General features: G+C 67.4%; 12 protein-coding genes. All 12 read left to right on the plus strand.

Translation table 11 applies throughout. The features are described 5' to 3' along the window. Positions 1 to 229: 229 nt before the first annotated feature. A complete protein-coding gene (locus ACLJRL_RS40275; RefSeq protein WP_410661676.1) occupies positions 230 to 1780 on the plus strand; it encodes a DUF6801 domain-containing protein in 1551 nt (516 codons plus the stop codon). A gap of 195 nt (positions 1781 to 1975) precedes the next feature. Next, positions 1976 to 2755, plus strand: a complete 780-nt coding sequence (locus ACLJRL_RS40280; protein WP_410661677.1) for a hypothetical protein — start codon at positions 1976 to 1978, stop codon at positions 2753 to 2755. A gap of 2 nt (positions 2756 to 2757) precedes the next feature. Then, positions 2758 to 3561 (plus strand): MlaE family ABC transporter permease, encoded by an 804-nt coding sequence (locus ACLJRL_RS40285; RefSeq protein WP_410661678.1) that lies wholly within the window; start codon positions 2758 to 2760, stop codon positions 3559 to 3561. A gap of 4 nt (positions 3562 to 3565) precedes the next feature. Then, positions 3566 to 4405, plus strand: a complete 840-nt coding sequence (locus ACLJRL_RS40290; RefSeq protein ID WP_410661679.1) for an MlaE family ABC transporter permease — start codon at positions 3566 to 3568, stop codon at positions 4403 to 4405. Further along, positions 4402 to 5625 carry an MCE family protein gene (locus ACLJRL_RS40295; RefSeq protein WP_410661680.1) on the plus strand — a complete coding sequence of 408 codons (1224 nt, stop codon included), beginning with the start codon at positions 4402 to 4404 and terminating at the stop codon, positions 5623 to 5625. The genes ACLJRL_RS40290 and ACLJRL_RS40295 overlap by 4 nt, the downstream gene beginning before the upstream one ends. Continuing rightward, positions 5622 to 6638, plus strand: coding sequence for an MCE family protein (locus ACLJRL_RS40300; protein WP_410661681.1), 1017 nt, complete (start codon positions 5622 to 5624; stop codon positions 6636 to 6638). The genes ACLJRL_RS40295 and ACLJRL_RS40300 overlap by 4 nt, the downstream gene beginning before the upstream one ends. Continuing rightward, positions 6635 to 7645 carry an MCE family protein gene (locus tag ACLJRL_RS40305; RefSeq protein ID WP_410661682.1) on the plus strand — a complete coding sequence of 337 codons (1011 nt, stop codon included), beginning with the start codon at positions 6635 to 6637 and terminating at the stop codon, positions 7643 to 7645. The genes ACLJRL_RS40300 and ACLJRL_RS40305 overlap by 4 nt, the downstream gene beginning before the upstream one ends. Further along, the gene (locus ACLJRL_RS40310; protein ID WP_410661683.1) at positions 7645 to 8649 is read left to right on the plus strand and encodes an MCE family protein; all 1005 of its coding nucleotides are present in this window, start codon (positions 7645 to 7647) and stop codon (positions 8647 to 8649) included. Before ACLJRL_RS40305 ends, ACLJRL_RS40310 begins: the two co-directional genes overlap by 1 nt. Then, positions 8646 to 9629: an MCE family protein gene (locus tag ACLJRL_RS40315; RefSeq protein WP_410661684.1), complete on the plus strand. Its 984-nt coding sequence runs from the start codon at positions 8646 to 8648 to the stop codon at positions 9627 to 9629. The genes ACLJRL_RS40310 and ACLJRL_RS40315 overlap by 4 nt, the downstream gene beginning before the upstream one ends. Continuing rightward, entirely contained in the window at positions 9629 to 10735 is a 1107-nt protein-coding gene (locus ACLJRL_RS40320) for an MCE family protein (protein WP_410661685.1), read from the plus strand. The genes ACLJRL_RS40315 and ACLJRL_RS40320 overlap by 1 nt, the downstream gene beginning before the upstream one ends. 14 nt (positions 10736 to 10749) lie before the next feature. Beyond that, on the plus strand, positions 10750 to 11253 hold the full coding sequence (locus ACLJRL_RS40325) for a hypothetical protein (RefSeq protein ID WP_410661686.1): 504 nt from the start codon (positions 10750 to 10752) through the stop codon (positions 11251 to 11253). An 11-nt stretch (positions 11254 to 11264) separates the two neighbouring features. Then, positions 11265 to 11897 (plus strand): hypothetical protein, encoded by a 633-nt coding sequence (locus ACLJRL_RS40330; RefSeq protein ID WP_410661687.1) that lies wholly within the window; start codon positions 11265 to 11267, stop codon positions 11895 to 11897. Positions 11898 to 12523 lie beyond the last annotated feature (626 nt).

A 12523-nucleotide genomic window follows, 5' to 3' on the forward strand; every position in this document is an offset into this window, starting at 1 on the left:
GCGGTGTTCTCCGCATGCGCGTCACAAGAACCGCGAGTGACAGTTCCGGGCCGGACCATGATGACGGGGGTGACAAAAGAAACGGGGAGATTTCGGTGTCCTTGCCGGGGTGTTCGGGCACAGGTAATTTACCGCTTTCGTGGCCGAGGAGTTTCGGCTGTGCTTCCGCAATTCTCCGATTCCCCCGGGAGTGACCGTTGTGAAGTTCCGACTGAAATCGAAAAGATCCGTGCAGGCTCTGGCCGTCGGCACGGTGGCCGCCGTCGCTGCCACCCTGGGTGTCATCGGGGCAGGCTCGAGCACGGCAGCGCCTGCGTCGCTGACCCTGAAATACACCTGTCCGTTCCCCCTGATCGGCGATCAGACGCTGACCGTGAAGATCGACACGGTGCTGCCCGATGACGCGGTGGCCGGGAAGACGTCCACCCCGATCACGTTCGACGTCGACGTGACCGTGCCGGCGGACGCGACCGCGGGACTTTCGCTGGTCGGGGCCACCACGATCGAAGGCAGCGCGAAGGCCGCCGCGGTCCTGAAGTATCCGGTCGACAAGACGCTGAACCTCGGCCTGCCGCTGGCGATCCCGGTGACCCCGGTGCCGGAGTCGGGCGATTTCCACGTCAAGACGAGCGGCAAGGCGCCCGCGGTGACGTTCCCCAGTGCCGGTACCGCTTCGGTGACCGTCGGGAACTTCAGCACCACGATGACCCCGAAGAACGCTCAGGGGCAGCCGACCGACCTCGGCACGTTCACCTCGGACTGCGTCGTCCAGCCGGGACAGAACCAGCTGCTGGGGACGTTCGAGATCAAGCCGGCCGGTGGTGGCACCACGACTCCGACCACCACCACTCCCACGACGGACCCCACGCCGACGACGGAACCGACGCCGACCACGGAACCGACCCCGACGACTGAGCCGACGCCGACCACGGAGCCGACTCCCACGACTGAGCCGACTCCCACGACGGAGCCGACCCCGACGACGGAACCCACTCCCACTACCGAGCCGACGCCGACCACGGAGCCGACTCCCACGACTGAGCCGACGCCGACCACGGAGCCGACCCCGACGACGGAACCCACTCCGACCACGGAGCCGACCCCGACGACGGAACCCACTCCGACCACGGAGCCCACTCCGACGACCGAGCCGACTCCCACCACGGAGCCGACCCCGACCACCGAACCCACGCCCACCACGGAGCCGACTCCCACGACGGAACCCACTCCGACGACCCAGCCGACGGGCACGACCACAACGCAGCCGCCGGGTGACACCAAGATCGTCTACGGGGTCAAGGGCAAGACCACCATCGCCGGGCTGAACGCGAAGCTGCCCCTCGGTCCCGGGGAGTTCGCCGCGAAACTGAACGCCCAGTCGGGCAAGTTCACCGGGCAGTTGTCGCTGCCGCCGTCGTCGGTGCAGTTCCGTTTCCTGGGCTTCTTCCCGGCCTCGGCGACGGTGAAGATCAAGCAGGTCGGCGACGTGACGGGCACTGTCACCGCGGGCGCGGTCAAGGCGGACACGAAGGCCGACGTCAACCTGCTCGCGGTGCGGCTCTTCGGCTTCCCGATCATGGCGAGCTCCTCGTGCCAGACGGCTCAGCCCGCCGACATCCCGCTGGTCTCGGCGCACGGGTTCAACCCGCTCAAGGGCGGCAAGCTGACCGCGGAATACAAGCTGCCGCAGTTCCGCGGCTGCGGTCTGCTGACCCCGTTGATCAGTGCGATGGCCTCGGGTGACGGGAACAGCCTGGAGGTGAACCTCACCAAGAAGTAGGCGAACTCGTGAGTGGTAATGACGGTACTAACCGTCATTACCACTCACGCTTTCACCCCCGGAACAGTTACGCGCATTACAACAATTCCCCTCCCCGAACCCCGCCTCACGCATTGCTTGTTTCCCCGATCTTCCGCAAGTAGCGTGCTGCACAAGTTGGCCGTCGGCCGAGAAGTACGAAATGAGGAAGCCCGAATGTCAGTGATGACCGGGCGCGTTCTGCGCGCCTTCCTGCTCCCGGCGGTGCTGGGGCTGGGGGCGCTTTCGCTGGCTTCCGCCTCGGCCGCCGACCAGGCGCTGGTCCGGCAGGCCGAACCCGGACAGCAGCCTCCGTCCGCCGCGCAAGCCGGGCTGAAGTTCGGTTTCCACGTCGGCGACGGACAACAGCCCACGACCAGCCGCGTCGCGAAACTCGGTTCGGACATCACGTTCCCGCAGGGCGGGTTCGACGGCATGATCCTCGGTTTCACCGACAAGTCGCCGATCTCCGGCAAGCTCGCCATCCCGTCGACGTCGAGCTACTTCGTCTCCTTCCGGTTCATGCCCGCCACCGGCACCGTCGAACTCATCCCTGACGGCGACGCGACCGGCGTCGTCGATGTGGACACCGGCGCCACGGGCGACTGCAAGCAGGTCGGCACCGCCATCTGCGCGCACACCGATGTCACGTCGAAGGTGTTCATCAAGCTTTCGAATGTCAAAGTGGACGGAAAGGTCCTCGATGTCGGTCCGAACTGCCGGACGGCGCAGCCGGCCGTGGTGAACATCAAGGCGCTGGTACCGCTCGCGTTCCCCGCCCCGCCGGTGAAGGTCACCAGCACCTTCTCCACTCCGGGATTCACCGGTTGCGGGGTCCGTGAGGATCTGAGCCCGTTGCTCACCGGTCTGGTGGCCGGGCCGGGCAACACGCTGGTCACCAACCTCAAACTGCGGTGCGTCGGCTCGGCGGGTCCCCCCAACGGATGCGGAGCCTGACGATGACCAATCCCGTCACCCTGCTCGCCCGTGCGCCGGAAAAGGCGGCGGCGGGACTGCGCGAATTCGGCCGCATGTGCGCCATGGGCCTCGATGTCATCCTCGCGATGTTCCGCCGCCCGGTGCAGGTCCGCGAGTTCATTCAGCAGTTCTGGTTCATCGCCAGTGTTTCCATCACGCCGGCGATCCTCGTCTCGATCCCGTTCGGCGCCGTGATCTCGCTCCAGCTCGGTTCGCTGACGAGCCAGATCGGTGCCCAGCAGTTCAACGGCGCGGCGAGCGTGCTCGCCGTGGTGCAGCAGGCCAGCCCGATCGTGACGACGCTGATCATCGCGGGCGCGGGCGGTTCGGCGATCTGCGCGGACCTCGGCGCGCGCAGCATCCGCGAGGAGATCGACGCGATGGAGGTGCTCGGCGTCTCGCCGATCCACCGGCTCGTCGTGCCCAGGGTCCAGGCGGCCATCGGGGTTTCGGTACTGCTCAACGGTCTGGTCAGCGTCGTCGGCGTGCTCGGCGGCTACTTCTTCAACGTCATCGTGCAGGGCGGGACGCCGGGTGCGTACCTCGCGAGCTTCAACGCGCTCGCCCAGCTGCCCGACCTCGTGGTCAGCTCGATCAAGGCGTTCATCTTCGGTTTCCTCGCCGGCGTGGTGGCCTCCTACCGGGGCCTGCACCCCAGGGGCGGGCCGAAAGGCGTCGGTGACGTCGTCAACCAGTCGGTGGTGATCACGTTCCTGCTCCTGTTCTTCGTCAACACGATCCTGACCGCGCTGTACCTGCAGCTCGTCCCCGCGAAGGGAACCTGATCCCGTGACCAGCGTCCCCGAGCGGGCCCGAGAGGCGTTCAAGCGGCCCGGCAACAGCCTCTACGAGCTGGGCGACCAGCTGATGTTCTACGTCCGCGCGATCGCGGCGATCCCGATGGCCGTTACCCGCTACTTCCGTGAAGTGGTGCGGCTTCTCGCCGAGGTGACGTTCGGAACCGGTGCCCTCGCGGTGATCGGCGGCACCGTCGGCGTGATGGTCGGCCTGTGCGTGTTCACCGGGATCACGGTGGGCCTTCAGGGTTTCAGTGCCCTGAACCAGATCAACATCTCCGCGATGACCGGATTCCTCACCGCGTACTTCAACACCCGGGAGATCGCGCCGCTTTCGGCCGGGCTCGCGCTGTCGGCGACCGTCGGGGCCGGGTTCACCGCGCAGCTGGGCGCCATGCGGATCTCCGAAGAGATCGACGCGCTGGAGGTGATGGCGGTACGCAGCATGCCGTATCTCGTCACCACCCGGATCGTGGCCGGGTTCGTCGCGATCATCCCGCTCTACGTGATCGGCCTGCTGATCTCCTACCTGGGTTCGCGGGTGACGACGGTGGTGTTCTTCGGCCAGTCCGGTGGCACCTATGACCACTACTTCTCCTTGTTCCTACCACCCGAAGACGTGCTCTGGTCGTTCGCGAAGGTGCTGGTGTTCAGCGTCGGCGTCATCCTCACGCACTGCTTCTACGGCTACCGCGCGGCGGGCGGCCCGGCGGGCGTCGGAGTCGCGGTCGGCCGCGCCGTGCGGACGTCGATCGTGCTGATCAGTGTGCTGGACCTGTTCCTCAGCCTGGCGATCTGGGGCGCCACCACGACGGTGAAGGTGTCCGGATGAGTGCGCGGGCCAGGACCCAGGCCGCCGGGCTGGCCTTCCTGTTCATCCTGGTGCTGCTCGGCTGGGTCGCCGTCGCGATCTTCAACAAGGACTTCGAACGCGCGGAAGTGGTCACGCTCAAGACCGATCGCGTGGGCAACCAGCTGGCCCCGCCCGCCGAGGTCAAGGTCCGCGGAGTCCCGTTCGGTGAGGTCAGGGCGGTCCGGGGCAGTGCGGAGGGAGCCGAGATCGACCTCGCGATCGACCCGGAGAAGATCGACCAGCTGCCGCGGAACATCTCGGCGCGGTTGCTGCCGAAGACGGTGTTCGGCGAGCGCTACGTCAATCTCGTCCTTCCGGACCGGCCCGCGGGGGGTTCGCTGCAGGACGGCGACGTCATCACCCAGGACCACTCCGCGAACGCGATCGAACTCGAACGCGTGCTCGGCGACCTGCTGCCGTTGCTGCGGGCGGTGCAGCCGCAGAAGCTCAACAGCTCGCTCGGGGCGATCTCGCTCGCGCTCGACAATCGCGGGAAACCCTTGGGGGACAGTATCGTCCAGCTCAACGACCTCCTCGGCCGGCTGAACCCGCTGATGCCGCAGTTCAAGGCCGACATCACCGGCCTCGCCGATGTCGCGGACCTCTACCACGGTGCCGCGCCGGACATCCTCAAGGCGTTGTCCGACCTGTCCACCACCGCGAAGACCATTGTGGACACTCGCGTTGATCTCGACCGGCTGTACACCAGCGTCACCACCGCGAGTGGTGACATGAACAAGTTTTTGGTGGAGAACAAGAACAACATCATCGGCGTCAGCGTCAAGAGCAGGCCGACGCTGGAACTGCTTTCCCGGTACTCGCCGGAGTTCCCGTGCCTGTTCGACGCGGTGAACCGGCTCAAACCGGTGATGGAGAAGGCCTTGGGCAAGGGCACCGGTGAGCCCGGCATGCACGTGACGCTGTCCGTCCGCGACCCTCGGGACAAGTACGTCCCGGGCCGCGACGATCCGCGGTTCGACCAGAAGGGCGGCCCCCGGTGTTACGGCGGAGGTGGAAGCTCCGCGGCGCTGTCCTTCGCCACCGACGGTGACCTCGGCCCGGCGAATTCGAAGGGGGAGCGAGGGCTGGTCGCCGAGATCCTGGCGCCGTCGCTCGGGATGAAGCCGGCCGAGGTCCCGGACTGGAGCAGCGTGCTGGCGGGACCGGCGTTGCGCGGCACGGAGGTGACCGTCCGATGAGGAGTGTCGCGGGGCCGGCGTTCAAGGGCCTGATCTTCTTCGTGGTCACCGTGGTGGCCACCGGGATCCTGGCCGTCACCATCGCGAACTCCGGGGTCGGCACCACCGTCGGCTACACCGCCCGGTTCACCGACGCGACGTCGGTCAACCCCGGGGACGAGGTCCGGATGTCCGGTGTCCGGATCGGTCAGGTCGATGCGATCGGAGTGGTCGAGCACCGGCTCGCGGATGTGCGGTTCTCGATCGAGGACAAACGCCGCCTCACCTCGTCCGCCACGGTCACCATCCGCTACCGCAACCTCGTCGGCCAGCGGTATCTCGCGATCGACCCCGGGCCGGCCGAAGGGGCGTCGGCGCTGCCCGACGACAAGCTGATCCCGCTGGAGCGGACGCGTCCCGCGCTGGATCTCACCGCGTTGTTCAACGGGTTCAAACCACTCTTCCAGGCGCTGTCGCCGAACGACGTCAACCAGCTGTCGTTCGAGATCGTCCAGGTGCTGCAGGGGGAGGGGACCACGATCGACAGCCTGCTCGAGCACACCGGGTCGCTGACGGCCACCTTGGCGGGCAAGGACGAGGTGATCGGTCAGGTGGTCGGGAACCTCAACACGGTGCTGGACACGCTGAACAGCCAAGGCGACCAGTTCGACAAGCTCGTCGACGTGACCGCCAAGCTGGTTTCCGGGCTCGCCGCGGACGCGAAACCCATCGGGCAGGCGATCGGCGGGCTCGGCGAGCTCACCACCGCCACCGCGGATCTGCTCAACGATGGCCGTGCGCCGTTGAAGGACAGCATCGTCACCCTCGGCGACCTGTCGAGGAACCTCGCCGACAACACCCCAGTGTTCGAGCAGTTCCTGGCGAACCTCCCGAAGAAGCTGGACCGCATCGGCTCGATGGTCTCCTACGGCTCGTGGATCAACTTCTACCTGTGCTCGGCGAAATCGGACGCGGCACCCGCCCCGGGCGGCCCGCCGGTCGGAATCCCGCTCACCCAAGGACGGTGCCGGTGAAAGCGCCTCGTATCAAGCCTTTCCGCACCCGGAACCCGATCGCGGTCGGTGCCGTCACGGCGGTGCTGATGGCCTTGGGCGGTTCGGCGGTGTTCTTCTCCGACGACCTGCCGCTGATCGGCGGCGGCACCACGTACGCCGCGGAGTTCACCGAAGCGGCCGGGCTCAAGCGCAACGACGAGGTCCGCGTCGCCGGCGTGAAGGTCGGCGAGGTCAGCGACGTCCTGCTGGACGGCGGCCACGTGAAGGTCCTGTTCCGGGTCAAGGACACCTGGATCGGCAACCGGACCACCGCCGCGATCAAGATCAAGACCTTGCTGGGACAGAAGAACCTGGTCATCGACCCGGTCGGCAACGCCGAGCTCGACCCGGACGAGCCGATCCCGGCGGAGCGCACGAGTTCCCCCTATGACGTCACCACGGTCTTCAACGACCTCGCGAACACCGTGGGCGCGATCGACACCGATCAGCTGGCGAAGGCGTTCGGGACGTTGTCTGAAACTCTCGGCGCGTCGACGCCGCAGGACGTGCGGATCGCTTTCGACGGCATCACGGCGTTGTCGAAGACGCTCGCGTCCCGCGACGAGGAATTGGTGAAGCTGTTCGCCAACACGAACAAGGTGTCCCAGACCCTCGGAGACCGGTCGCAGCAGATCGAGGCGCTGATCCGCGACGGGAACACGCTGCTGACCGAGCTGAACGCGCGCAAGGACGCCATCGCGAAGCTGTTCAGCGGGGTCAAGAACCTTTCGGTACAGCTCAAGGGATTGGTGGCGGACAACCAGAAGACGCTCGGCCCGGCGCTCGATCAGCTCGACCGCGTCGCCACCGTGCTGCAGCGCAACCAGGACAAGCTCGGCGAAAGCCTGCGGCTGGCCGGGCCGTTCTACCGGCTGCTCGGCAACGCGGTCGGCAACGGCCGGTGGATCGACACCTACATCTGCGGGCTCGTCCCGACCGGCAGCACACCGGGCAGCTGTATGCCCTCGAGGAACGGGGGGCGCTGATGGGCCGCCATTTCACGTTGAGCGATCTCGGGGCGCAGTCCCGCCGCCGCGCCTGGGTGCGTCGGCTGGCGCTCGCCGTCGTCGCGGGATTGATCGTGACAGCGGTCTGGCCGCTGGTGACGAAGCCTTCCGAGCGGACCTTGACCGGGTATTTCACCGCGACGGTCGGGGTCTACCCGAACACCGAGGTGCGCGTGCTCGGCGTCGTGATCGGCTCGGTCACCAAGGTCGAACCGCAAGGCACGAACGTCGTGGTGACCATGACGGTCCGCCCCGATGTCAAGCTGCCCGCCGACGCCGGCGCCGTCGTGATCACGCCGAGCCTCGTGGCCGACCGGTACGTCCAGCTCACCCCGGTGTACCTGGGCGGACCCGAAATGGGCGACGGCGGCCGGATCCCGGTCGAGCGCACGGTGACCCCGGTCGAGGTCGACGAGCTGCTGACCAGCCTCAACCAGCTGATGACCGCGCTCGGACCGAAGGGCGCCAACAAGGACGGCGCCGTCAGCGACGTCCTGACCAAGGCCGCGACCTATCTCGACGGCAACGGCGGGCGGCTCGGCGAGGCGATCAAGAACCTCGGCGAATTCGCCCGCACGGCGAGCGATTCCAAGGACGACCTGTTCGAGTCCGTCGACAACATCAGCAAGTTCACCGCGATGCTCGCGTCCAACGACGGCCGGGTGAAGGAGGCGATCCAGCAGATCGCGTCGATCAGCAAGGTCCTCGCCGACCAGCGCGACCAGTTCTCCGGTGCGATGACCGAACTGACCGAGGCACTGAGCGTCGTCCAGGGTTTCATCAAGGACAACCGCGGCAAGGTCAAGTCCGATGTGGACAAACTGGCCGAGGTGACGAAGGTGCTCAGCCAGCAGAAGGCGTCACTGGGCGAGGCGATGGACGCCGCGCCGAACGCGCTGGCGAACCTGCTCGCCGCCTACAACCAGGGCGCGGGCACGCTCGACGGCCGCGGCAACCTCACCGAGTTCTCGGGGGCGAAATGAACTCCCGCCTGAAATGCGCCGCCGTGCTGGCGCTCACGCTGGCCGCCACCGGCTGCAGCAGCGGCGTCGACGTCTACGACATCCCGCTTCCCGGCGGCGCGGCGCTGGGCGAGCATCCGATCCACGTGACGGCGAGCTTCTCCAACGCACTGGACCTGGTGCCACAGTCCGGGGTCAAGGTCAACGACGTCCCGGTGGGCCAGGTGCGGACGGTCGAACTGGCCCCGGACGGGCGCAGCGCCGTGGTCGGGCTGCTGGTCAACGGGGACGTGAACCTGCCGTCCAACGCGGTCGCGCGGCTGCGGCAGGCGAGCATCCTCGGCGAGAAGTTCGTCGAGCTGGCGCCCCCGGACGAGGGCAGCCCGAGCGGGCGGCTGACCGACGGCGCCGTCATCCCGCTGGCGCGTTCGTCGCTGACCCCGGAGATCGAAGAGGTCTTCGGCGCGCTTTCCTTGCTGCTCAATGGTGGAGGCGTCGCGCAGGTGCAGAACATCACCCGCGAACTCAACGACGCGCTCGGCGGCAAGGAAAGCGCGGCCCGCAGCCTGCTGTCCAATTTGGACACCTTCGTGCGCGGCCTTGACGAGCACAAGGCGGAGATCACCCGCGCGATCGAGAGCGTCAACCGGCTCGCGGCGACGCTGAACTCGAACACGGAAGAGATCAAAGCGACCCTCAACGGGCTCACGCCCGGGATCGAGGTGCTGAACGACCAGCGCCAGGCGCTGGTCGGGATGCTGAAATCGCTGGACGGGCTCACGTCGGTCGCGGTCGACACGGTGAACCGCAGCAAGGACGACCTCGTCGCGGATCTGAAAGCGCTCGAACCGTTGCTGCGGCGGCTGGCCGATTCCGGGGACAAGCTGCCGAAGGCGATGGAGATGATCTTCACCTTCCCGTTCCCCGACGCCGCGCTCGAAGCCATCCGCGGTGACTACCTGAACACGTTCCTGACCTTCAAGAACAGTGGTGGCCGCTGATGCTGACCAAGCTCGTCCGCGCCCAGGTGGTGGCCTTCGTGGTCATCGCGGTCCTGGGTGTCGCCTACGTCGGCGCGACCTACGCGGGGCTCGACAAACTGGTGCTCGACCGCGGATACACCGTCACTGCACGGTTCGCCACGGGCGGCGGGATCTTCAGCAACGCGGAGGTCACCTACCGGGGCGTGCCGATCGGCCGGGTCGGGCCGTTGCGGCTGACCGTCTCCGGGATGGAGGTGGAGCTGAACATCGACTCGGGCAGCCCGGAAGTGCCCGCGGACACCGAAGCGGTCGTCGCCAACCGTTCGGCCATCGGCGAGCAGTACGTCGATCTGCGGCCGCGCCGCGGTGACGGGGCGATGTTGCGGGACGGTTCGGTGATCAGCGAATCCGACACGAAGATCCCGCTGCCGGTGGACATCGTTCTGTCCAGTGTGGACTCTTTCGCGAACTCGGTGCCGAAGCCGGCGCTGCGGACCGTCATCGACGAGTTGTACAACGCGACGACCGACGCGGGCCCGGCGCTGGATCAGCTGGTGGGCCGGGGAATCGAGTTCGTCAAGGAGGCGAGCGAACACGTCGGCCCGCTGACCAGGTTCGTGACCGACGCGCACGTCGTGCTCGACACCCAGGTCGAGCAGGCGAACGCGATCCGCTCCTTCGGTGCGAACGCGAAACTGCTCGCCGAGACGCTCAAGAACTCCGACGGAGACCTGCGCAGGCTGATCCCGGCCGTTCCGGCGGCGGCGAACGAGGTGAGCACCCTCTTGAGGGAGTCCGGCCCGAGCCTCGGCATCCTCCTGGCGAACCTGCTGACCACCGCGGACGTGCTGGAAACGCGGCAGGACGGCATCGAGCAGCTGCTGGTCACCGCGCCGAAGGCGGTCGCGGCGGGCAGCGCCATCGTCGGGCCGGAGGGGGCCCGCGTCGGCCTGTCGCTGACGTTCTTCGATCCGCCGCCGTGCGTCACCGGTTACGGGACCGCTTACCGCGACGGGCTCGACACCTCGCCACGACCGCTCAACACCGCCGCGCGCTGTGCCCTGCCGAAAGGCAACCCGACGAATGTGCGCGGCTCGCAGAACGTGCCGGCGGGTGGCCGGTGAAGGGAGTGAAGGCGATGACCCGGTTCACGGGACTGCTCGCGGTGCTCGCCACCGCGCTGGCCGCCTGGTTCGGCTACACCTGGTGGGACGCCGGGAGAGACGACGGCGTCGCGCGGGCCGCGGTCCGCGAAGAGGCGCTGCAAGTGGGCAGGCAGGCGGTGTCCGCACTGACCACTTTGGACTACCGGCAGGCGGAACAGGGTTACCAGAACTGGCTGAACCTCTCCGGTGGTGCCTTGCACGACGAGCTGGCGAGTGACCGGCAAGGCGGTCTCACCCGGATCGGCCAGGCGAAAACCGTCACCACCGGCCGGGTCGTCGACGCGGCGGTGACCGAAGTGGACAGTGGCGGCGGGACCGCCGAGGTGATCGCCTCGGTCGAACTCGAAGTGCGGCCCGAAGGCGGCGACGCCGTGACCAAGCACAACCGGTTCCGCGCCGCCCTGAACCGGACGCCGGACGGCTGGCGGGTCACCTCGCTCGGCCAGGTCCCGGTGACCGACAGCGGAAAGCCCTGACGGAGGACGGAATGCACACGAAACGAGCCGTCAAACCGGTCCGGCGCACGGTGAAGGTCGCCGGGAAAATGGGCGGGAGTGCCCGGACCGGCGTCATCGAAGCCACTGAAGCCACTGAGACTGCCGAGGCCGTCCCCGAACCTGTGCGGCGGAGTCGTCGTCCGCTGGTGTTCGGCGCGGTCGCGCTGGTGATGGCGGGCCTCGCGGGGTGGTTCGCTCTCGAAGCGCGGGACGCCACGGCGGTGCTGACGCACAACACCGCGCTGACCGACGTCGCCACCACCGCGGAGGTGGGCGACCAGGTCGGCAAGGCGCTCGGCACGATCTTCTCCTACCGGTACGACGATCCCGCCAAGAGCGAGCAGGCCGCGAAGGAGGTCCTGACCGGGCCGGCGCTGGGGCAGTACGACCAGCTGTTCGCCCAGGTCCGGACCCTCGCGGCCGAGCAGAAGCTGATCGTCACGTCGGCGCCGGTGGTTTCCGGCGTCAAGGTGCTCGACGGGGACCGGGCGTCGCTGCTGGTGTTCCTCGACCAGACCGGCGTGCGGGGCGACGGGCAGCGGAGTACCGGCGCGGCCCAGCTGAGCGTCACCGCGGAACGAGCCGACGGCAAGTGGCGAGTCACCGCCCTCTCCGCCGCTTGATCTGTGATCAGACACGGATCTCGCGTGATGAGACGCCGTAAACCCGAGTGCGGCGTCCAGTCACGTGAGTCACGTGCCCGATCACGCGAATCACGCTTTCACCCCACTGCCCCGGCTCACCCACGAACGCGACCCGTTCGACCTTCTCCTCAATAACCCCGACTGCCGCTCACGACCGTGCTCAGAACTGGGTGGTCGTGAGTGATTCGGGTCGTTAGAGCCAAGAGTGGTTGAGGTAACTACGTCGGGCGAAGTTTGTGATCCCGCTTGCCTGGCGTTGGTGGTTCTGCTGGCCGGTGCGCAGGCGGCGGTTTCGCGTGATTGGAGAGACGACACGCGTGTCCAGATGGACGACACGGGGTGGAAGCCCGGCCGCGGGCGTGTCGTCCGTTCGGTCACAGGTGTCGTCCGCTCAGTCACGCGTGTCGTCCGTCCGGTCACGTCCGGGGAGGCTGCGGTATCGCGTGGCACGGGACTCGTGAGTGATTCGGGTCGTTAGAACGACCTGTCTGAGTTCAGGACATCGTGCACAGTTGATGTTTCAGGACATCGTGAACACTTGACCGGCCTGTCGGTGTGGTGGCCAGGGGTGTTGTGGTGATCATGCGGCGATGGGCAGAGCAGGG

Source organism: Amycolatopsis sp. lyj-112, assembly GCF_046549055.1.
In the GTDB taxonomy this organism is placed as follows: Bacteria; Actinomycetota; Actinomycetes; order Mycobacteriales; family Pseudonocardiaceae; genus Amycolatopsis.